Here is a 20,641-nt window from a genome sequence, read left to right as displayed (position 1 = left end):
CCGCCGTCGTTCCGCGCCCGCCCGGCGGACAGGCGCCACCCACGCCCAGGCGCCACGTACCGTCCCGCCCCGGACGCGCCGCCGGTCGCCCATTCAACTCCCCTGCCCCGGCGCGCTTACGCCCGGCAGCGACCGCGGCCCGCGACGGAGCCCGAGCTGAGCCGCGGCCCGTGGCGGAGCCGGGCGGCCCGGCTGCCCCGTTCAGCCCGTGGCGTCCACCAGGGCCAGGTCGTGCAGGCGCTCCGGCGGGCCGGGGCGGGCGTAGTACCAGCCCTGGGCCGTGTCGCAGCCCAGTATGCGCAGCTGCTCGGCCTGGGCCCCGGTCTCCACGCCCTCCACGGTGACCGCGAGGTCCAGGCTGTGGGCGAGGGCGACAATCCCTTCGACGATCTTCAGGTCGACCGGGTCCGCCGGGAACTGCTGCATGCTCTGCGTGAACGAGCGGTCCAGCTTGAGGACGCTCACCGGCAGCCGGCGCAGGTTGGCCAGGTTGGAGTAGCCGGTGCCGAAGTCGTCCAGGGCGATGTCGACGCCCATCTCGGCCAGCCGGCGCAGCGGTTTCAGCAGGTCGTCGTCGGCGCCGATCAGCGCCGACTCGGTCACCTCCAGGCAGAGCGCGTCGGGCGTGACACCGGTCCGCTCCAGGATCTCGACGGTGTCCTGGACCAGCCCCGGGTGGGTGAGCTGGCAGGGCGAGAGGTTGACGTTGATGCGCAGCGGGCCCGCGGCGCCGCCCTCGCCGTACCGCTCCCGCCACAGGCGGGCCTGCCGCACGGACTGCTCCAGGACCCAGCGGCCCAGCGGCACGATGAGCCCCGTGTGCTCGGCGAGCGGGATGAACCGGTCCGGGCCGAGCACCCCGTGCTGCGGGTGCAGCCAGCGCACCAGCGCCTCGGCGCCGCGCACACTGCCGTCGCCGAGGTGGACCAGCGGCTGGTACTCGATGAAGAACTCGCCCCGCTCCAGGGCGGCGGGCAGCGCGGTGGTCAGCCCGTGCCGGGTGATGACGCGGGCGTCGGCCTCCGGGTCGGCCAGCTCGTAGCGGTTGCCGCCGGCCGACTTGGCCCGGTACATGGTGATGTCGGCGCTGCGCAGCACCTCGGCCGGGCTGCGCTCGCCGGCCGGGCCCTCGACGATGCCGATGCTGCCCCGCACGGTCAGTTCGCGTCCGTCGACGCTGACCGGGGCGAGCAGCGCGTTCATGATGCGCCCGGCCAGCTCGTCGACCTCGTGCCGGGTGTCGGGCCCCGTGGTCAGCGCCACGAACTCGTCGCCGCCGAGCCGGGCGACCATCTCGCCGGGCGCGGTGGCGCAGGACTGGAGCCGGTCGGCGACCTCCACGAGCAGCCGGTCGCCGGCCGCGTGGCCGAGGCTGTCGTTGACGGTCTTGAAGCCGTCGAGGTCGAGGTAGCACAGGCCGAAGCGCTGGCCCGGGCCCGCGTTCAGGGCCTTCTCCAGGCGTTCGAAGAAGAAGCTGCGGTTGGGCAGCCCGGTGAGCGCGTCGTGCGTGGCCTCGTAGCGCAACCGCAGGTTGAGCAGCCGCCGTTCGGTGGTGTCCTCCATCAGCGCGAGCTGGTACTGCGGGGTGCCGTCGGCGTCGCGGAGCAGGGAGACGGTCAGGTTGGTCCACAGGACCGTCCCGTCGGGCCGGTAGAAGGCCTTCTCCACGTGGTAGTGCTCGCGCTCGCCGCGCACCAGCTCCTCGTAGAGCCGCCAGATCTGCGGCGCGTCGTCGGGGTGCGTCCACTCGGTGGCCCGGCGGCCGCCCAGCGTGGAGTCGGCGATGCCGAACATGCGCATCAACGCGTCGTTGACCTGGAGGACGTTGCCGTCCAGGTCGGCGATGCCGATGCCTATGGCGGCGCCCTCGAAGACCGCGCGGAAGCGGGCCTCGCTGGCGTGCAGGGCCTCGGCGACCACGCCCTGCGCCTTCAGGGCGGCCTGCGCGATGGCCTCCTGCTCGGCGAGGGTCCGGGCGCGCAGTGCCCCGGCGAACCCGGCCGCCATCGCGTGCTGGAGCCGTGCGGAACGGGCCCGCAGGCCCTCCGGGTCGCCGCCCTCGCCGCAGTAGAGCACCAGGTAGGCGTCGACGCAGTCCAGCGTCCGGGAGAGCGCCTCCGGGTCGGTGCAGTGCGCGTCGACGAGCGCGGCGCCGACCGTCCGCGCCGCGTCGGCGTCGAAGCTCCGGGCGTGCAGCGCCTCGCTCAGCCGGCGGGCCAGCGGCAGCAGCTGCGCCTCGAACTCGGGCCGGGTGGACGACGTCGAGGTCACCGGGAACACCGCCCGGCTCCAGATCGTCGCGAACCGGCGCAGCCTGTCCTCCGGCCCGTCCGGCTCCGCGCTCACGCCGTACGCCCCACGCCGGCGAACCCGGAGAACGTGTACGGGTCCTCGTCCTCCGGCTCTCCCTCCGGCCTCCAGCGCGGCATCGGAACCAGTCCGGGTTCCACCATGTCGTACCCCTCGAAGAACCGCGCGATGTCGTCGCGCGAACGCATGATCAGCGGATTGCGGATGTCCTTGTACACGTCCACCGCGCCCCCGGCCCGCTCGGCGGGCAGCGGGATTCCCTCGTACGAGGCGTGCGTGAGGACGAGCAGACTGCCGGGCGCGAGCGCGTCGCTCAGCTCGGCCACCGCAGCGTACGGGTCGTCCGCGTCTTCCACGAAGTGCAGTATGGCAACCAGCAGCAGGGCCACCGGTCGATTCAGGTCGATCAGCCGCTCCACCTGGGGGCTGGCCAGGATCTCCCGCGGCTTGAGCAGGTCGCCGGCCACCACGTCCGCGTCGTCGTGGCCCGCCAGGACGGCCTCGCTGTGGGCGACCGCCACCGGGTCGTGGTCGACGTACACCACGCGGGCGCCGGGACGGCTGCGTCCGGCCACCTCGTGGACGTTGCCGAAGGTGGGGATGCCGGAGCCGATGTCGAGGAACTGGTCGATGCCCTCGCCGGCCGCGAAGCGCACAGCCCGGCGCATGAACGCCCGGTTCGCCTGCATGATCTTGGGGAGTCCCGGCATGAACTCCATCGCCCTGCGGGCCGCTTCCCGGTCGACCTCGAAGTTGTGCGAACCGCCCAGGTAGAAGTCGTAGATCCGGGACACGCTGGGCACCGAGATGTCGATGCTGCGAGGGGCCCAGGCGGGACGCTCCATCTAGCACTCCAAGGCGTAGGCGGTCCGGTGTTCGAGCTGAGGCTACTGATCGCTCGTCAAAGGAGCGAGCCCAAACGGAAATTGACCGTCCGTTCCCGGTCACTGCCCGCGGCACGTGCCGTGGGCGAAGGCAGGCCAATGCGCACGAACGGGACCGTCCCCTCCGTCTGGGTACGGAGGGGACAGCCGCGGTCGCGCGCTGAAGGCCCGCAGGCGGGGAGGACGCTACTTCTTCGGCGCGCCGACCGGCTTCCCGTCGGGCTTGACGGCGTACCAGGTGCCGCCCACGCCCTGACCGTTGGTGTCCCCGGCCTTCTTGTCGCCGGCGAAGGTGTAGATGGGCCAGCAGTCGATCGTCTGCTGGGCTCCGCCGTCGGGGCGGGTGAAGCTCATCAGCCCCTTCTTCACCACGCCCTCGGTGTCGTTGGCCTCGACGGGCGCCACGACCGGCCACTTCTCCAGGCACGCGCCGGTGCAGGCCGACACCGGTTTCGGCCAGGCCTCGTCCTTCATGAAGCGGTAGACGGTCATGCCGTTCTTGTCGACGACGATCTCGCCGAGCTTCGGGTCCTCGCGGGTGGACAGCCCGGCGGCCGGTTCGGCCTCGGCCTTCTTGCCGTCGGCGGCCAGCGCGTACCACTTCTTGCCGACGCCCTGGCCCTTGACGTCTCCGGCGGCGGTGTCCTTGGCGTAGCGGTACGCGGGCCAGCCGCCGATCGTCAGCTGCTTGGTGCCGTCGGGCCGGGTGACCTCGCCGAGCAGGTCCTCGTCGATGCCCTCACCGGCGAGGGCGTCGTCCGCGGCCACCGGCGGCCACAGGGTGGCACAGTCGTTCTCGCAGGTCGTCTTGGGCGGCTGGGCGGTGTCGGCGTCGAAGCGGTAGAGGGTACGGCCCGCTCCGTCGGTCACCAGCTCGCCGACGTCGGCGTTCGCGGTGACGGACAGCTTGCCCGCGGGCTCCGGCGCGCTCGCCGAGGCCCGTCCGGCGCCCGCTCCGGTACCGAGTCCGTCACCGGCGCCGGTGCCCAGGTCGCCGACGTCGCCGGGGGCGGCGGTGGCGCCCACGTTCTGGCTGCCGGTGGCGCCGCCGCCGTCCTGGCCGCACGCCGTCGTCAGCGCCAGCAGCGCCGCGGCGCCCGCCACGAGTGAGGCGCTCCGCCAGGAGGTCTTCATCGTCAATCCCCGATCGTCACGAAGGTGTTGGGGCGCCCCGGTGGGCCGCCCGCACGACCCTGGGTACGCACGGGGCAGCCCGTCGTGTTCAACCGGCCGCGGGTTTTCTTCCCGTCCGGCGCCGGCGCGCGCTCCCTCGTACAGGTTTCCGGGCTCCCGTGCGAGCGGGTCCGCCCTCGTCAAACCCCTGGTGGCGCCGTGTCCCTCCTTCGGGGCAATCACCGGGCACTCGGGCGTGGGACGGTGCGCCAGGCCCCATGATCTGCGTCGTGCATGGACCCGAACCGACCCGATCCGCCGCCGCCGGACGGGTGTTGGCCCTGGTGACGCTGACGTTCACCCTCGTCGGCATACCGGTCGGCCCGGCGCAGGCCGACGCCTGCGCGTACGCGTCGACCGGACCGGACGGCACCGAGGCGGTGGCGGTCGCCGGGAGCGCTTCCTGGCCCACCTTCCCGCCCTGCCCGAGGCCCACCCCGACGCCCCCGCCCCCGCCGACGCCCACACCCGAGCCTCCCCCGCCCGAGCCCCCTCCCCCGCCGCCCCCCGCACCGAAGCCTCCGCCGCCCGAGCCGCCGAAGCCCGAACCACCGCCCCCGCCTCCGCCCGCGCGCCCGGCGCCGCCCCGGCCCGCACCGGTCCCACCCCCGACCCCAACGCCGACCCCGCGTCCCACCCCGCCGCCGGTCCGTCCCGCGGCGCCCGCGCCCGCTCCGTCGGTCACACCCGAGCCCACGCCCCGCCCGTCGCTCAGCCCGGTGCACTATCCGCGCCACCGCGCCGCCCGGGCGCCGCAGCGGTCCTCGCGCGGGACCACGTCGCCGCTCGTCTTCGTCCTGCTCATCACGGTGCCCGCGGTGGTCGCCGTCGCCGCGCTCCGTGCGCGCTGATCCCTGGAGGTCTCTGTTGCCGGAATGGCTTGTTCTCACCCTCGCGATGCTGGCCGCCTGTGTCGTGGTCGTCATCGTCACCCTCCTGCGGCACCGCACCGCGTCCGACGACGAGGACATCACCGAGACCCCGGACGTCATCGAGTACATGACGATGTGGATCGGCGTGGTGTACGCCATCGTCCTGGGCCTGGCCATCGCCGGTGTCTGGGAGGCGCGCAGCGCGGCCCAGGCCGACGTGCAGACGGAGGCCGTCGCGCTGCACGAGATCTCGGAACGGGCCCGGGTCTACCCGCCCGACGTCCGTGACCGCATCCGGGCGGATGTCAACGCCTATGTCGGACACGTCGTCACCACCGAGTGGAAGGCCATGGCCGACCACGGCGAGGTGACCGACCGCGGCACCGCACTGCTCGACCGCCTGCGCGCGGACGTCACCGACTACGAGCCGAGGTCGGACTTCGAGGCGCAGGCGTACCAGCCCCTCGTCGACCAGGTGGCCCTCGCGGACCAGGCCCGCACCGCCCGCGCCCAGTCGACCGGGGCGACCATGCCGGGGGTGGTGTGGTTCGGGCTGATCGCCGGGGCCGTCGTCACCGTCGGGATGGTCTTCGCCCTGCAGATCCGGCGCACCACCCGCGAACTGGTCCTCGCGGGGCTGTTCTCCGCGCTGATCGCCTTCCTGCTCTTCCTGATCTGGGACTTCGACGCACCCTTCAGCCGGGGCGTCGCGGCGTCGACCGACCCGTTCCTGAGCCTCTTCCCGGGCGCCGGGGACTGACACGACGACGGGGACGGTGGCGGCCGACACGCCGTCACCGTCGCCTGAGCGGCCCACACCTTTGCCCCATTCGCGCGACTGCGATCGCGGCGACGTGCACGGCTTCCTAGCGTTTCGGGCATCGAGGTGCATACCTGGCGCGAGCGGAACAGGTCCGCCGCTGCTCCTCGGGGACCCGGAGGATTCACCATGCGCGCGATACCCGTCGCCTCGGTCGCCCTGCTGGGCGGCGCCGCCCTCTCCGCCTGCGTGCCGGCCGGGGCCGTGGGCTCGGGCACGTACGGCTTCACCGTCAGCCCCGCCACCGTGGCGCCCGGCGGCGAGGTCACGCTGGGGGTGGGCCGTACCGCGGCGGGCTGCCACGGGCGGGTCACGGTGACCTCGCCGGTGTTCGACACGGTCACCATCCCCCGGGACGAGTCGTCGGCGACGGCGCGGGTGGACCGGGACGCCCGGCGCGGCGCGGTCTACCGGGTGACGTTCGCCTGCCGGGACAAGACCGGCACGGTGGACCTGACCATCGCGGGCGGCGGCTCGCACCACCCGTCCGACGAGCCCTGGCGCTCCAAGGGCGTGCACGCCGGGGAGGGCGGCAGTCTCGCCGGGTTCGACATCAAGCAGCTCGGGCTCGGTGCGGCGCTCGTCGCGGGCGCGGTGGGCACGGCCCACCACCTCGCGCGCCGCCGTTCCGGCGCGGACGGCGCCTGACCCCGCCCCGCCGAGCGCAGGGCTTCGCCCCGGATCCGACGAGGATCCGGGGCGAAGCCCTGCGGTCGTGCTCCGGTCGCGGGCGCTCAGATGCGCCGCTCGGACCGGCGGCGCATCCAGAACAGTCCGCCACCGGCGACGGCCGCGGCGACGAGCCCGCCGCCGATCGCGACGTCGGTCGAGGTCGCCCCGTCGGACTTGCTGCCGCCGAGGCCGCCGCGGACACCGCCGATGACGGTGAAGGCCGCCGGCCGGGTCAGCCGCCGGCCCGAGCAGTTGACGGTGATGTCGTAGGAGCCCGGCCTGGCGTCCTGCCTGATGGTGGCGGTGCCCTTCGACGTCTCGTTGGCCCCCCTGACCGGGGTCAGGTGGGTGGTGCGGAAGGCGTCCGAGGTCATGGTGCCGCCCTGGGGGCAGCCGTCGACCGTGACGGTCATCTGACCGCCGCGGGCGATCACGCTGGGCAGCGCGACGATGTTGCTCGGCTGGTTGTGGTCACCCCCGGCACTGGCCGCGGGGGCGGCCAGGGAGAGGACAGCGACGGCGGCGCCGGCTGCCGCGAGGGCACGAGTGGTGCGCATGTGATCCTCCGCGGAAGACGCCCCGGGTCCCGTCCCCGGTCGATCGGCGAGAAAGCGCCTCCCAGAAAGACCCTCAGTTGCGCTGCCCCCAGCCGCATTTCGGGAATGGTCCGTCCTGGTGAGCGGCTTAGCGCGCCGAAACCGCGCGAGTGGATATCGCCGCAGGTCACGCCCCGTCAGAAAATCTCCGCCGGTCACCTCCCGGATGGCGCACCGGAGGACGCGCGCACCACCCGTTCGCCGCTGCCCCGTCGCCGGTCCCCCGCACGGCGCTTAGCGTGCTCGTATGCGCGGATGACCCGGCGACGGCCGGGTCGAGAGGGGAAGGCGAATGTACGACTCCGAGTTGGCCGAAGAGGAGGAGCGGCGGAGGAAGCGCGCTCCCTGGGGCGTGATAGCGCTTGTTCTGCTGACCGGTCTCGCGCTCATCCGCAACGGCTCCGGGGAATTCGACGTGGGCCCCCCGCAGCCCGCGTCGGCCGCCGCCTCGGACACCCGCGCGGCCGCCGGTGACGGCGCCGCCTCCGGCGTCACGCCGCTGCCGTACTCGGTGCCGGACCGGGTCTCCGTCCCCGCCATCCAGGTCGACGCGCCGGTCATGGGGGTCGGTCTCGACGCGGACGGCTGGGTCGACGCGCCGCCGCCCGAGGACCCGAACCTGGCGGGCTGGTTCACCGGCGCGGTGTCCCCGGGGGAAAAGGGCACCGCGGTCGTGGTCGGCCATGTCGACAACGAGCAGGGCCCCGCCGTCTTCTACGGGCTCGGCGCCCTGAAGAAGGGGAACACGGTGGACGTGCACCGCCAGGACGGGAAGACGGCGGTTTTCGAGATCTACGGCATCGAGGTCTTCGAGAAGAACAACTTCCCCGGCGACCGGGTCTACGGCTCGAAGGGCGGCCCGGAACTGCGGGTCATCACCTGCGGCGGCGGTTTCACCAAGCAGAACGGCTACGACGGGAACGTCGTCGCCTTCGCCCGCCTGACCGGGGTCCGCTGAGCGTGCCCCGGCCCGGCGGGCGCGGCGGCGGCGCTCAGATCAGGCGCCGCCGGGGAACGGTGAGGTGGTAGCCGGAGTCGAGCAGTTCGGGCAGGTAGCGCCGCAGCGCGCGGACACTCTGCGAGCGGTCGCCCCCGGCGTCGTGGGAGAGCACCACCACGCCGGGGGCGGCGCCTTCCTCGACCCGGTCGACGATGGTGCCGGTGCCGGGTGTGGTCCAGTCGAGGGTGTCCACGGTCCAGGCGAGCGGCTCCATGCCGAGTTCCGCGCCGAGCCGGAAGGCGGCGCGGTTCCACGCGCCGTACGGGGCCCGGAACCAGCGGGGCGCCTCGCCGCAGGCCCGCTCGACGACCTCGCTGGTGCGCTCCATCTCGGAGCGGATGCGGCGCCGGGAGAGTTTCGTCAGCAGCGGGTGGGACCAGGTGTGGTTGCCGACCACGTGCCCCTCGTCGGCCATCCGGGTCAGCAGGTCCGGGTGGTAGTCCGCCATCTCCCCGCACACGAAGAACGTCGCGCGCACCTCGTACTTCGCGAGGGTGTCCAGGATCCGCGGGGTGTACTCGGGGTGGGGTCCGTCGTCGAAGGTGAGCATCATGGTGCGGCCCCGGCCCGTCATGCGCAGGATCGGCTCGCTGCGCACCGGGGGCCGGCCGGGCGCGGCCGGTGGGGCGCCGTATCCGGTCAGCGGCTGGAGTCGGTAGGCGGAGGGCTTGAGCGGGCTGCGCTGCCCGGGCCCGGGGGCGGGGACGGGGGCGGGCGGCTTCGCGGGGCTGTTCCCCAGGCCCGCCGCGAGTGCGCCGCCGGCGCCGGCCGCGCCCAGGGCCGCGGCGCCGGAGAGCAGGGTGCGGCGGGTGAGCAACTGGTCCTTCTTCATGACTCATCACTCGCCCGGTCACGGTGCGCCGCACCTGAGCAACACCGGGGCGGCGGCATGAATCCACCCGCCCGGCTCAAGATCACGGGGTCTCCGATAACCTCGCCGCGTGACGGAACAGCACTCCCATCAGTTCGAACGCGGCACGGACGGACCCAAGGTCATCGTCGCCGGTGTGGACGGCTCCGACTCCTCGTTGCGGGCGGCGGCCTACGCCGGGGGGCTGGCCAGGCGGCAGGGCGCCCTGCTCGCCGTGGTGTACGTGCAGCCGGTGCTGGCGGGAGGCGCGGCGCTCGGGGCGACGGTGGCGGAGACGACCGACGAGATCGCCGAGGAGCTGGTGGCGCAGATCCGGGAGGCGTCCGAGCGGGCGAAGGGGATATTCGACGTCCGCTGGGAGTTCCACACCTTCCGCGGCGACCCGTACAGCGGTCTGGTGCAGACGGCCGACGAGCTGAAGGCGGACGCGGTGGTGGTGGGCGCCTCCGAGCAGGCCGGTCACCGGTTCGTCGGCTCGGTCGCGGTGCGGCTGGTGAAGGCCGGACGCTGGCCGGTGACGGTGGTGCCGTAACACCGGCCAGGGCCGGTGCGGGCGTCTTGGGTCGTGCGTGCGTCGTGACTTCCGTCACGGACGTGGGTGCGTCATCATGATCCACCGTCAGCCGTTTGCCGTTCACGAAGAGGTGAGGCGCGTGGCCCGGTTCCGCATGGGCGAGGGTGTTCTCCGCCGCAAACCCATCGAACACATCGAGGAGACGGAGAGCGGCGGGGGCCTGGTGCGCTCGCTGGGGCTGTGGCAGCTGACCGCGATCGGCGTCGGCGGCATCATCGGGGCCGGGATCTTCACGCTGGCCGGCACCGTCGCCAACGGCACGGCGGGTCCGGCGGTCCTGGTCTCCTTCCTCATCGCCGGTGTGGCGAGCGCCGCGGCCGCCCTGTCGTACGCCGAGTTCGCCGGGCTGATCCCGAAGGCGGGCTCCGCCTACACCTACGGGTACGCGGTCCTGGGCGAGCTGGTGGGCTGGTTCATCGGGTGGGACCTGCTCCTGGAGTACACGGCCATCGTGGCGGTGGTCGCGATCGGCATCTCGGGCTACTTCAGCTTCCTGGTCGGCGAGATGGGCGCCGATCTGCCGAACTGGATGCTGGGGGCGCCCGGCACCGGGGACGGGCACAAGGTCGACCTGTTCGCGGCCGTGCTGTGCCTGCTGATCGCCTATCTGCTGACGCTGGGCATCAGGAACGCGGCCCGCTTCGAGATGGTCGTGGTCGTGCTGAAGGTGCTGGTGGTGCTGCTGGTGATCGGGGTCGGCGTCTTCCACCTCAACAGCTCGAACTACCACCCGTTCTTCCCGTTCGGGGTCGGCGGGGCGTTCACCGGTGCGGCGACGGTGTTCTTCGCGGTCTTCGGCTACGACGCCATGTCGACGGCGGCCGAGGAGTCGAAGGACGCCCAGCGGCACATGCCGAAGGCGATCGTCTACTCGCTGATCATCTCGATGGTGCTGTACGTGGCGGCCTGTCTGGTGCTGACCGGCATGCAGAACTACAAGGACATCGACCCGGAGAGCGGCTTCTCGACGGCGTTCAAGTCGGTGGGGCTCGGCTCGCTGGCGGACATCATCGCGGTGGGCGCCATCATCGGCATCCTCACGGTGATGTTCACGTTCATGCTGGGCGTCACCCGCGTGTGGTTCTCGATGTCGCGCGACGGGCTGCTGCCCAAGTGGTTCGCCAAGACGCACCCGACGCGGCACGTGCCGACGCGGGTCACCTGGATCGTCGGGGTGGCGTCGGCCGCGATCGCCGGGTTCCTGCCGATCGGTGAGGCGGCGGAGCTGACCAACATCGGCATCCTGCTGGCGTTCGTGGTGGTGTGCGCGGCGGTGATCGTGCTGCGCTACCGGCAGCCGGACCTGCCGCGCACCTTCCGTACCCCGTGGATGCCGTTCGTGCCGGCGCTGGGCATCGTCTTCTCGATCTGGCTGATCACCTTCCTCCAGTGGCAGACCTGGGTGCGGTTCGCCGTGTGGTTCGTGGTGGGCCTGGTGATCTACTTCGCGTACTCGTACCGCAAGTCGGAGCTGGCGCGGCGTTAGAGGGTGCGCAGGAATCCGGCGACGACGTCCGTGAAGGCCTCGGGCCGTTCCATGTTCGGGTAGTGCGCGGTGCCGTCGATGACGACGGAACGGCCGTCTGGGACCGTGCGGGCGAGCCGTTCCGCCTCGGCGAGCAGATCGGGCGCGTCCAGGGCGCCGTTGACGGCGAGGACCGGGACGTCGATCTTCGGGACCCGGGACCAGGTGCCGGTCAGGGGCACGTGGTGGTCCTCCTCGTCCGCGGTGTGCTTGGCGAGGGTGCCGAGGGCCATCTCGCGCACGCGGCGCAGCACGTCGGGGTCGACGTCGTCGAGGGTGCGGTGCTCCCCCGGCACGAAGCGCAGGAACGCCGTGAGCCAGCCCTCGACGTCCCCGGCGCCCAGCGCGGCGGCCTGCTCCGCCTGCACCTTCTTCACCCAGGGGTCGGTGTACTCGAACTCGCTGGTGGCCGCCCCGCAGGCCACCACCGCACGGACCAGTTCCGGGTGCTCGAGGACCGTGTCGGTGGCGATGGCCCCGCCCATGGACACGCCGACGAGCACCGCGGGTCCGGTGTCGAGGTGGCGGAGCAGGGCGGCGAGGTCGTCCGCCCAGCGGAACGGCCGGGTCGCGTTGGCGGAGGCGCCGTGTCCGCGGACGTCGGGAGCGATCACGCGGTAGTCGCGGGCCAGGGCGGGGATCTGGGCGTCGAACACGCGGTGGTCGGTGAAGCCGGAGTGCAGCAGGACGACCGGGTCGCCCGCGCCGGTGTCGCGGTAGGCGAGATCTCCGTCGTCGGAGGCGAAGAGGCGGAGGTCCGAAGCGGTATTCATGACAACCAAGGTGTCATATTGGCTCTCATTTTGGCAACCAGGGTGTCATGATGGCGGGGTGAACGACATCGACGCACCCCTTCCCCCGGACGTGCTCGCCCGGCGCCTCACCGAGGTCTACGACCTGGTCGGCCCCCTCTACCGGCGCGCTCAGCGCGGCGTCGAGCAGGGCCTGGCCGCCGACGGCCTGTCCGTGGGCGTCCGCGCCGTGCTGACGATGCTGCGGCGCGGCGGTCCGATGACCGTGCCGCAGATGGGCCGGGCCCAGGCGATCAGCCGTCAGTTCGTCCAGCGGATGGTCAACGAGGCCGCGGCCCTGGACCTGGTGGAGAGCACCCCGAACCCGGCGCACCGCCGGTCGTCGCTGATCCGGCTGACCGACCGGGGCCGGGCCGCGATCGACGGCGTCCTCGACCGGGAGCACCGCCTGCTGAGCGAGGTCGGCTCGGACCTCACGGACGCCGACGTCACCGCCTGCCTGCGGGTGCTCGGGGCCATGCTGACGGCCCTGGACCACGTGGCGGACGCCTGACCTACTCGCCCATCACCAGCCCGTCCTCGGCGGCGCCCCGGCTGAGCACCACGTCGCGGATGCGGTCGCGCACGGCGCGCAGGTCGGCGCCCTCGTCGATCGCCCGGTTGAGGTTCACCACCCGGCCGGCGTCGACGTCGAACAACTGCGGGACGAACTCGGCCTTCGTCACCTTCCAGCGCTCCCCGGCCCGTTCGGGCGGGGCGAAGGTGAAGCGGCCGATGGCCGACTGGTTGCCGCGCGGATCACGGACCCCCGTGTCGTTGACCATCTCGCCCGCGATCTGGTCCCCCATGCCGTAGACCACCCAGGTGCCGTTGACCTTCTCGTAGGCCTGCGGGACGTGCGCGTGGGTGCCGAGGATCAGGTCGATGTCGGGGCGGTCGCCGGTGCGTGCGGCGGTCAGGCTCCGGGCCAGCGCCGACTGGTCCCGGTCGGGCTCGTCCTGCCACTCGGTGCCCCAGTGCAGCGACACGACGACCACGTCGGCGCCGGCCTTCCGGGCGGCCCGCGCGTCCTCGACGATGCGCGCCTCGTCGAGCAGGCCGACCGCCCAGGGCTGGTCCGCGGGCAGCGGGTGGCCGTTGGTGTGGAGGGTGTAGGCGAGGTGGGCCACCTGGGCCCGGCCCGCGCGCAGGACCGTCGCGAGGCCCGCCTCGGCCTCGGTGCGCGCCGTCCCGGCGTGCCGTACGCCCGCGCGGTCGAGGGCGTCCAGGGTGCGGCGGATGCCGTCCGCGCCGTCGTCCACGCTGTGGTTGGAGGCGGTGGAGCAGCCGTCGTAGCCGGTGGCGGCCAGCGCCTTCGCCACCTCGGGCGGGGACTTGAAGAGCGGGTAGCCGCTGTAGTCGCCGTTCGCGCCGTAGATGGTCTCCATGTGGCACAGGGCGATGTCGGCCCGCGCGACGACGGGCCGGGCACCGGCGAGCATCGGGCGGAAGTCGTAGCCGGTGCCGCCCGCGTCGAAGCGGGCCCGCTCGATGATCGAGTCGTGCGGGAGCACGTCCCCGGAGGCGACCAGGGTGAACGCGCCGGTGTCCGCGGCGGACGGCGCGGGCGCAGGCGGTTTCGGCGGTTCGTGGTCGCGGGCCTGGCAGGCCGCGCCCGCGGTGAGGAGGGCGGTCAGGGCCAGGGCCACCTGCCGACTGCGTGTGATCATCCGTTCACTCCGCTGGGTCGCACACCGATGGAAAGTCACATTTACGTACAAACAGATAAAGAGGCATGGCTGGTCACGGGCGGCTCCGACACGCCCATTAGCCCGTCCGGCGTGCGCGAACGGGCCGCCCCGACCGCGCGCCGACCGTTCGTCGAACCGTTCGTCGACGCGATCGACCGCCCGCCGCACACCCGTGCGCGCGCCCTGTCCCCGCGCGGCCCCCTGCGGTGCCATACGGCCATGACGGCCGGAATCACCCTGACGGACACAGCGAACGGGACGACCGCCGAGCACGAGCTCGCCGCACTCCAACGCGAGCACGGCCGGCCGCTCTTCGCGCTGCTGCTGCGGCTCAGCGACGGCGACCGGCAGCGCGCCGAGGACCTGGTGCAGGAGACCCTGGTCCGCGCCTGGCAGCACCCCGAGGCCCTGCGCGCCGACGACTTCGACTCCGTACGGCCGTGGCTGCTCACCGTGGCCCGGCGGCTCGCGATCGACGCGCGCCGCGCCCGCCAGGCCCGCCCCCCGGAGGTCGGCGACGCCGTCCTGGAGAACGCCCGCGTCTGCGCGGATCACGCCGAACGGGCCACCGCGGCCCTCGATGTGCGCGAGGCTGTGAAGACACTCACTCCGGAGCACCGTGAAGTCCTGGTGCTGGTGTACTTCCAGGGGGCGAGTGTGGCGGAAGCCGCGGCCACCCTCGGCATCCCACCCGGTACCGTGAAGTCCCGCGCATACTACGCGCTGCGCGCCATGCGCAGGGTGCTACCGGGATACGCCGCCGACCTGCGGTGAAACCGGTTCTATGGTCAAGCCTCCGTAAAGCGCCTTGCCCAGGACCCCGGTTGAGCAGTCGGCTGTCCTCATCCGTGTTCCGGACGGGGGCCCATGACCCGGGTCGGGCGCCGCGCACGCACCGGAGGAAGGCAGGAAGGGATGCTGCACAGAGGTCAAGAGAGCACGGACGGCACCGGTGGGGGCGAACTGAGCGTTCCCATGGCGTGGTTGTACGCCGAGTACATCGCCGACGAACTGCTGCGGACCGGCGACCTGATGCCGCCGACGTCCTTCGAGTTCCGCGCCGGCCGCGACGCGCTGGCGCTCACCGTCTTCCTGTCCGACACGGAGAACGAGCTGAGCGGCATCCGGGTCGTCACCCACCTGGAGACCTGGCTGTCGTTGACCGCCTACGACCAGCCCTGGCACGAGTGGGTGCACGGGCGGCTGGCCGAGGTCACGGCCGACGCGGTGGCCGCCGGACGCCACTCGCCGGACCTGGAGCTGGCCCGGGCCGCCTGGCGCTGGCTCCGGGACACCGAGCTGCTCGCCCCGGACCTGAACGCGGTCCCCGGCGGGGCGGCGGTGGCCGGAGAGGACGAGGGGCCGAAGGTGTGGACGCCCGCCTGGCAGCTCGGGCTGCCGCTGGGGCACCTCGCCATCCACCTGTTCTAGCCGCCGCGGCCGGCCTCGGAACATTTTCCGGCGGAGGGACCAATCCACGCCCCGGGCCGCTCCGAACACCTCGGTCGCGATTCCGCCGTGGCTTGAGTGATTCGGCTGTCCGGTGCGTACGGGTGGGAGCAAGGCGTAACCCCCCCACCCGCACCCGACGGTACGAGGATTCGGCATGAGGTCCCTGGAAAGGCATCGTGACGTCGGCGCCTACGCGCTCGGCGTGCTGGACGAGGCGGAGGCCTTCCGCTTCGAGGACCACCTCATGGAATGCCCCCGGTGCTCGGCCCAGGTGACCGAATTCGGCCCCGCCACCCGCCAGTTGATGCTGTACCGGCAGGCGACGCCGCGTATCGTCCATCCGCTGAGCAGGCCGGGACCGCGGCTGCTCGACCGGCTGCTGGCCGCGGTCGCCACGCGCCGGCGGGCCGGCCGCAGGCGGGTGCGGTACGCCGTCGCCGCCGCCGTCGTGTGCGCCGTGGCCGGGCCCGGCGCCGTGCTGTACGCGAGCCAGGGCGGCCCGGCGGCACCGGTCACCGCGACCGACGCCCGGACCGGGGTGTGGGCGCGGATCACGGCCGAGGACGAGGCATGGGGCACGGACGTGCGGCTCGAGGTGAAGGACGGGGCCGGGCCGCGTTCCTGCCGGCTCGTCGCGGTCGGCCGGGACGGGTCCGAACAGACGGTCACCAGCTGGCTGGTCCCCCGGCACGACGCCCGGCCGCACACCGTGCGCGGCGGGGCCGCGCTGCATCCGGGCCAGATCGACCGCTACGAGGTGCGCACGGCGGGCGGCGAGCACCTGGTGACGCTGCCGGCCGGTTGACCGCCGCCCCGGCGAGCCCCGTCACCGCGTCGGCGCCGTCACTTCAGCAGCCGGGACATCCTGCGGTCCGCCAGCGGTTTGCCGCCGGTCTGGCAGGTCGGGCAGTACTGGAGCGAGGAGTCGCTGAAGGAGACCTCGCGGACGGTGTCGCCGCACACCGGGCAGGGCTCGCCGGTGCGGCCGTGGACCCGCAGCCCGCTCTTCTTCTCGGCCTTCAGGCGCCCGGCGGCGACGCCCCGGGAGCGTTCCACGGCCTCGGTGAGTGTGTCGCGCAGCGCCGCGTACAGGCGGGCGGTCTCCTCGTCGGTGAGGGAGGCGGCCAGTTTGAACGGGGACATCTTCGCGGCGTGCAGGATCTCGTCGCTGTACGCGTTGCCCACGCCCGCGATCAGGCTCTGGTCGCGCAGGGCGCCCTTGAGCTGCCGCCGCTCACCGTCGAGGAGGGCGGCGAAGCGCGCCTGGTCGAAGTCGTCGGCGAGCGGGTCCGGGCCGAGCCGGGCCACACCCGGCACCTGCCGCGGGTCGGCCACGACGTACACCGCGAGCCGCTTCTGCGTGCCCGCCTCCGTCAGGTCGAAGCCCGCGCCGGTCTCCAGGGCGACCCGCAGCGCGAGCGGGCCCTTGCCGGGTCTGGGCATGCCGCTGGGGAGGCTGTCCTTCCAGTGCAGCCAGCCGGCCCGGGCCAGGTGGGTCACCAGGTGCGGGCCGCCGGCCGTCTCGACGTCGAGGAACTTTCCGTAGCGGTGCACGGCCGCCACCTGGTGGCCCTCCAACGCCGTGAGCGGGGGGTCGTACGTCTTCAGGACGCTGATCGCCACGGGCAGGACCCGGACGATCTCGCGGCCGGTGAGGTGCTCGGTCAGGAAGTCGCGGAGCGCCTCGACCTCGGGCAGTTCTGGCATACGTCCCAGAGTGCCACCGGCGACCGACGGTGGCGGCCAGGTTCAGCCCGCGCCGTGCGCCACCTCGAACTGGGCCCACACGACCTTGCCGCCGCCGCGTGCCTCCACGCCCCACTCGTCGGCGAGTGTGTCGACCAGGAGCAGTCCCCGCCCGGACACCCCGTCGTCCCCGGCCTCCCGGCGGCGCGGCAGCGCGCTGGAGGAGTCCTCGACCTCGACCCGCAGCCGCCGCTCGGTTCCGGTCAGCAGCCGCAGGGTGACGATCGCGGAGCCCTCGGTGTGCATGAGGGCGTTGGTCATCAGCTCGTCGGCGACCAGTTCGATCTCGTCGCTCTGGGCCTTGGCGCCCCAGGAGCGGACCGCGGCGCGGATCATGTGCCGGGCCTCGGTGAGGCCCTCGGGGTCGCCCGGGGAGACGTGCTGCTGGACCCGGCCGAAGGTCCGGGGGGCGCCCAGGCCGTGGCGGCGCAGCACCAGCAGCGCGACGTCGTCGTCGCCGCGCCGCTCGTCGGCCACGTCGATCAGCCGGTCGGCCAGGTCCCGCACGTCCTGCGGCCCGGAGGTGATCAGCGCCGTGAGGACGTCCATGCCCTCGTCGAGGTCGGCGCCGGGCTGCTCGACCAGGCCGTCAGTGCACAGCAGCAGGGTGTTGCCCGGGTCCAGCTCCAGGGTGGCGACCGGATAGGCGAGGCGCCCGAACTCGGCGGACAGGCCGAGTGGCAGCCCGCCCTCGACGCGCACCAGGCGGCAGGTGCCGTCGCCGAAGCGCAGCAGCGGGTCGATGTGTCCGGCACGGACCACCTGGACCACTCCGGTGCCCAGGTCGGCCTCGGCGTACAGGCAGGTCGCGAAGCGGTCGGTGTCCAGCTCGTGCAGGAAGACGGAGGCCCGTGCCATCACCGTGGCCGGGGGGTGGCCCTCGGCGGCGTAGGCGCGCAGCACGATGCGCAGCTGGCCCATGACGGCGGCGGCGTGCGTGTCGTGGCCCTGGACGTCGCCGATGACGGCGCCGACGCGCCCGCCGGGCAGCGGGATCAGGTCGTACCAGTCGCCGCCGATGTCCCGGCCCAGGGCGCCTCCGATGGAGGCCGCGCGGTAGCGGACGGCGACGTCGCAGCCGGGCACGCTGGGGATGGTGCGCGGCAGCATGGCCTGCTGTAGGCCCTCGGCGAGGTCCATCTCCTGCTCGTAGAGCATGGCCCGCTGGAGGCTCTGCGCGATGCCGCTGCCGAGCGCGACCAGGACGTTGCGGTCCTCCGGGGAGAAGCCGTGCCGGTCGCTGTAGAGCAGCCCGATGGCGCCGATGGGCCGGGCCTGGGCGATCAGGGGCAGGTAGGCGGCCGCGGTGATGTCGAGGTGGGTGATCTCCTGCCACAGCCGGGGGTAGCGCTCCGCGAACTCCTCCGGCGACTCGATGAAGCGGGGACTGAGGGTCCGCACGGCCTCGCTCATCGGGTACGGCTCGTCGATCCGGGTGACCCGGGTGCCGGGGATGAAGCTGTTCTCGGGGCCGTCGGCGACCAGCCGGATGCGGCCGGCCTCGACCAGGCCCATCACCAGGCTGGTGGCGCCCAGCCGGGTGAGTCCGTGGGTGTCGCGCAGCACGTCGATCACGTCGTCCACGGTGCGGGCGTGCGCGAGGGCGGCCGTGGCGAGCTGGACGACGTTGGTGAGCCGGCGGCGCGCCTCGTCCTGCGCCGCCTGCTCCCGGGTGGCCGCGATGTCGGCCACCTCCTGGGTGGCGTCGCGGACGATGCCGATGATCCGGCGGGGGCGGCCGGTCTCGTCGCGGCGGATGTAGCCCTGGGTGTGGGTCCAGCGCAGGGTGCCGTCGCGGCGGCGCAGCCGGAAGTAGGTGCCGTAGTTCTCGCTGCCGTCCTTCATGGCCCGGGCGACGATGGTGTCCATGCGGCGGCTCTCCGCCGTGGGCACGCGCAGCGCCAGCGACTCGGGGCGCCCGTCGTACTCCTCCGGGCGCAGGTCGAACACCTCGTGGGCCTGGGCGTCCATGTGGAACAGTCCGGCGTCCAGGTCCCAGTCGAAGCTGCCCATGCGGTTGAGCGCCAGGATCGGGTCCGGGTGGGCGGGCCAGTCGTCCGGGAGTGACGGGGCGCTCGCTCCCCGATCAGACATGGACCCCACCTTGCCAGGATTTGTCGGAATCTTCGACTCCTGGTCCGCCGGACCGTGCCGCAGGGGGTCCGGCGGGGGCCGGCTGGGGTCCGGTGGCCGGGCGGGGTACACGGAGCGGGTACGAGAGGAGCCCGGCCGTGGAGTGGTTCACCGCACCCGACTACTGGCTGGCCCGGCTGGTCTTCCAGCGGGCCCTGGCCGTCGTGTACCTGGTCGCTTTCCTGACGGCGGCCCTGCAGTTCCGGGCGCTGCTGGGCGAGCGCGGTCTGACGCCCGTGCCCCGCTTCGTCGAGCGGGTGCCGTTCCGGCGGGCGCCCAGCCTGTTCCAGTGGCGCTACTCGGACCGGCTCTTCGCGGGCTGCGCCTGGGCGGGCTGCGCGGTGTCGGCGGCGCTGGCGGCCGGGCTGGACGCGCTGCTGCCGCTGTGGGGGGCGATGCTGCTGTGGCTGGTGCCGTGGGCGCTGTACCTCTCGATCGTCAACGTCGGGCAGACCTGGTATGCGTTCGGCTGGGAGTCGCTGCTCCTGGAGACCGGCTTCGTCGCCGTGTTCCTGGGCAACGAGGAGGTGGCACCGCCGGTCGTGGTGCTGTTCCTGCTGCGCTGGCTGCTGTTCCGGGTGGAGTTCGGGGCGGGTCTGATCAAGATGCGCGGCGACGCGTGCTGGCGGAAGCTGACCTGTCTGGACCACCACCACGAGACCCAGCCGATGCCCGGCCCGCTGAGCTGGTTCTTCCACCACCTCCCCCGGCCGCTGCACCGCGTCGAGGTCGCCGCGAACCACGTCACGCAGCTGGTGGTGCCGTTCCTCCTGTTCGCCCCGCACCCCATGTCGACGGCCGCCGCCGCGCTGATGATCGTGACCCAGCTGTGGCTGGTGCTCTCGGGCAACTTCTCCTGGCTCAACTGGATCACCATCGTGCTGGCCCTGTCGGTGATCCGCTTCCCGGCCGGTCCGCGGGCCGTGGCGGCCGCGCCGCTGTGGTACGAGGTCGTGGTGCTGGCGGTGGCGGCGCTGCTGGTGTTCCTGAGCCACCGGCCGGTGCGCAACATGATCTCCCGCCGCCAGGTGATGAACCGCTCCTTCGACTCGTTCCACCTGGTCAACACCTACGGGGCCTTCGGCTCGGTGAGCCGGGTCCGGTACGAGGTGGTGGTCGAGGGCACCGCCGACGAGGTGGCCAGGAAGGACGGCGACTGGCGCGCGTACGAGTTCAAGGGCAAGCCGGGTGATCCGCACCGCTGGCCGCGCCAGTTCGCGCCGTACCACCTGCGGCTGGACTGGCTGATGTGGTTCGCGGCGCTGTCGCCCTCCTACGCCGGATCGTGGTTCGGCACCTTCGTGGAACGGCTGCTGGAGAACGACCGCGCCACGCTGCGGCTGCTGCGCAGCTCCCCGTTCCCGCCCGACGCGCCGCCGCGCTTCGTGCGCGCCCGGCTGTTCCGGTACCGGTACACGACCTGGCGGGAGCTGCGGGAGACGGGCGCGTGCTGGGAGCGGACGTATGTGCGGGAGTACCTGCCGCCGACCCGGCTCACCTCTTCCCGGTGAGCCGGGTCCGGCGGAGGCTC

General features: G+C 73.0%; 20 protein-coding genes. 11 read left to right on the top strand and 9 right to left on the bottom strand.

The genetic code is table 11. The features are described 5' to 3' along the window. Positions 1-201: 201 nt before the first annotated feature. The 3 genes from rmdA to ACIRGB_RS13455 form a co-directional block, all read right to left on the bottom strand. The gene (rmdA, locus tag ACIRGB_RS13465; RefSeq protein WP_403862951.1) at positions 202-2,346 is read right to left on the bottom strand and encodes a cyclic Di-GMP phosphodiesterase RmdA; all 2,145 of its coding nucleotides are present in this window, start codon (positions 2,344-2,346) and stop codon (positions 202-204) included. Further along, positions 2,343-3,155, bottom strand: coding sequence for an SAM-dependent methyltransferase (locus ACIRGB_RS13460; RefSeq protein ID WP_403862948.1), 813 nt, complete (start codon positions 3,153-3,155; stop codon positions 2,343-2,345). The genes rmdA and ACIRGB_RS13460 overlap by 4 nt, the downstream gene beginning before the upstream one ends. Before the next feature lie 225 nt (positions 3,156-3,380). Continuing rightward, on the bottom strand, positions 3,381-4,328 hold the full coding sequence (locus ACIRGB_RS13455; protein ID WP_403863475.1) for an SCO0930 family lipoprotein: 948 nt from the start codon (positions 4,326-4,328) through the stop codon (positions 3,381-3,383). Between the two features lie 758 nt (positions 4,329-5,086). Between ACIRGB_RS13455 and ACIRGB_RS13450 the strand changes: the two genes are divergently transcribed. The 3 genes from ACIRGB_RS13450 (at position 5,087) to ACIRGB_RS13440 (ending at position 6,707) form a co-directional block, all read left to right on the top strand. Further along, a complete protein-coding gene (locus tag ACIRGB_RS13450) occupies positions 5,087-5,218 on the top strand; it encodes a hypothetical protein (RefSeq protein ID WP_016325543.1) in 132 nt (43 codons plus the stop codon). Between the two features lie 16 nt (positions 5,219-5,234). Next, complete coding sequence (locus ACIRGB_RS13445) at positions 5,235-5,999, top strand: hypothetical protein (RefSeq protein WP_403862945.1); 765 nt, start codon at positions 5,235-5,237, stop codon at positions 5,997-5,999. Positions 6,000-6,188: 189 nt separating this feature from the next. Then, positions 6,189-6,707 (top strand): hypothetical protein, encoded by a 519-nt coding sequence (locus ACIRGB_RS13440; RefSeq protein ID WP_403862942.1) that lies wholly within the window; start codon positions 6,189-6,191, stop codon positions 6,705-6,707. A gap of 86 nt (positions 6,708-6,793) precedes the next feature. Here ACIRGB_RS13440 and ACIRGB_RS13435 read toward each other — a convergent pair whose 3' ends face one another. After that, positions 6,794-7,288: a hypothetical protein gene (locus ACIRGB_RS13435; protein ID WP_403862939.1), complete on the bottom strand. Its 495-nt coding sequence runs from the start codon at positions 7,286-7,288 to the stop codon at positions 6,794-6,796. A 331-nt stretch (positions 7,289-7,619) separates the two neighbouring features. Here ACIRGB_RS13435 and ACIRGB_RS13430 point away from each other — a divergent pair, with 331 nt between their 5' ends. Continuing rightward, the gene (locus ACIRGB_RS13430; RefSeq protein WP_403862936.1) at positions 7,620-8,285 is read left to right on the top strand and encodes a class F sortase; all 666 of its coding nucleotides are present in this window, start codon (positions 7,620-7,622) and stop codon (positions 8,283-8,285) included. 34 nt (positions 8,286-8,319) lie between these two features. On the opposite strand, the gene ACIRGB_RS13425 is transcribed toward ACIRGB_RS13430, so the two are convergent. Then, positions 8,320-9,159, bottom strand: coding sequence for a polysaccharide deacetylase family protein (locus ACIRGB_RS13425; protein ID WP_403862933.1), 840 nt, complete (start codon positions 9,157-9,159; stop codon positions 8,320-8,322). A 109-nt stretch (positions 9,160-9,268) separates the two neighbouring features. Here ACIRGB_RS13425 and ACIRGB_RS13420 point away from each other — a divergent pair, with 109 nt between their 5' ends. Beyond that, a complete protein-coding gene (locus ACIRGB_RS13420; RefSeq protein ID WP_403862930.1) occupies positions 9,269-9,730 on the top strand; it encodes a universal stress protein in 462 nt (153 codons plus the stop codon). A 121-nt stretch (positions 9,731-9,851) separates the two neighbouring features. Next, on the top strand, positions 9,852-11,258 hold the full coding sequence (locus ACIRGB_RS13415) for an amino acid permease (protein WP_403862927.1): 1,407 nt from the start codon (positions 9,852-9,854) through the stop codon (positions 11,256-11,258). On the opposite strand, the gene ACIRGB_RS13410 is transcribed toward ACIRGB_RS13415, so the two are convergent. After that, positions 11,255-12,070 carry an alpha/beta fold hydrolase gene (locus ACIRGB_RS13410; protein ID WP_403862925.1) on the bottom strand — a complete coding sequence of 272 codons (816 nt, stop codon included), beginning with the start codon at positions 12,068-12,070 and terminating at the stop codon, positions 11,255-11,257. The two genes, ACIRGB_RS13415 and ACIRGB_RS13410, sit on opposite strands and share 4 nt — an antisense overlap. Positions 12,071-12,128: 58 nt before the next feature. Here ACIRGB_RS13410 and ACIRGB_RS13405 point away from each other — a divergent pair, with 58 nt between their 5' ends. Beyond that, positions 12,129-12,602, top strand: a complete 474-nt coding sequence (locus ACIRGB_RS13405) for a MarR family winged helix-turn-helix transcriptional regulator (RefSeq protein WP_403862922.1) — start codon at positions 12,129-12,131, stop codon at positions 12,600-12,602. Position 12,603: 1 nt separating this feature from the next. Here the strand turns inward: ACIRGB_RS13405 and ACIRGB_RS13400 are convergent, their stop codons facing one another. Further along, positions 12,604-13,758 (bottom strand): CapA family protein, encoded by a 1,155-nt coding sequence (locus tag ACIRGB_RS13400; RefSeq protein ID WP_403862919.1) that lies wholly within the window; start codon positions 13,756-13,758, stop codon positions 12,604-12,606. 240 nt (positions 13,759-13,998) lie between these two features. On the opposite strand from ACIRGB_RS13400, the gene ACIRGB_RS13395 reads away from it, so the two are divergent. The 3 genes from ACIRGB_RS13395 to ACIRGB_RS13385 all read left to right on the top strand — a co-directional run bounded on the left by ACIRGB_RS13395 (position 13,999) and on the right by ACIRGB_RS13385 (position 16,036). Then, positions 13,999-14,553: a sigma-70 family RNA polymerase sigma factor gene (locus ACIRGB_RS13395; protein ID WP_365866333.1), complete on the top strand. Its 555-nt coding sequence runs from the start codon at positions 13,999-14,001 to the stop codon at positions 14,551-14,553. 141 nt (positions 14,554-14,694) lie between these two features. Continuing rightward, entirely contained in the window at positions 14,695-15,210 is a 516-nt protein-coding gene (locus tag ACIRGB_RS13390) for a hypothetical protein (RefSeq protein ID WP_403862916.1), read from the top strand. Between the two features lie 175 nt (positions 15,211-15,385). Next, the gene (locus tag ACIRGB_RS13385) at positions 15,386-16,036 is read left to right on the top strand and encodes a zf-HC2 domain-containing protein (RefSeq protein WP_403862913.1); all 651 of its coding nucleotides are present in this window, start codon (positions 15,386-15,388) and stop codon (positions 16,034-16,036) included. A gap of 38 nt (positions 16,037-16,074) precedes the next feature. Here the strand turns inward: ACIRGB_RS13385 and ACIRGB_RS13380 are convergent, their stop codons facing one another. Together ACIRGB_RS13380 and ACIRGB_RS13375 are read right to left on the bottom strand one after the other, a co-directional pair. Next, positions 16,075-16,938, bottom strand: coding sequence for an Fpg/Nei family DNA glycosylase (locus ACIRGB_RS13380; protein WP_403862910.1), 864 nt, complete (start codon positions 16,936-16,938; stop codon positions 16,075-16,077). 42 nt (positions 16,939-16,980) lie between these two features. Then, on the bottom strand, positions 16,981-19,071 hold the full coding sequence (locus ACIRGB_RS13375; protein ID WP_403862907.1) for a SpoIIE family protein phosphatase: 2,091 nt from the start codon (positions 19,069-19,071) through the stop codon (positions 16,981-16,983). Between the two features lie 137 nt (positions 19,072-19,208). Between ACIRGB_RS13375 and ACIRGB_RS13370 the strand changes: the two genes are divergently transcribed. Beyond that, positions 19,209-20,621, top strand: a complete 1,413-nt coding sequence (locus ACIRGB_RS13370; protein ID WP_403862904.1) for a lipase maturation factor family protein — start codon at positions 19,209-19,211, stop codon at positions 20,619-20,621. The last annotated feature ends 20 nt before the right edge of the window (positions 20,622-20,641 follow it).

Origin of the sequence: Streptomyces sp. NPDC102490 (genome assembly GCF_044765285.1) — a bacterium.
Taxonomy (GTDB): domain Bacteria; phylum Actinomycetota; class Actinomycetes; order Streptomycetales; family Streptomycetaceae; genus Streptomyces.
The sequence above is the reverse complement of the archived record's forward strand: the minus strand, read 5'-3'. Positions and strand labels throughout refer to the sequence as shown.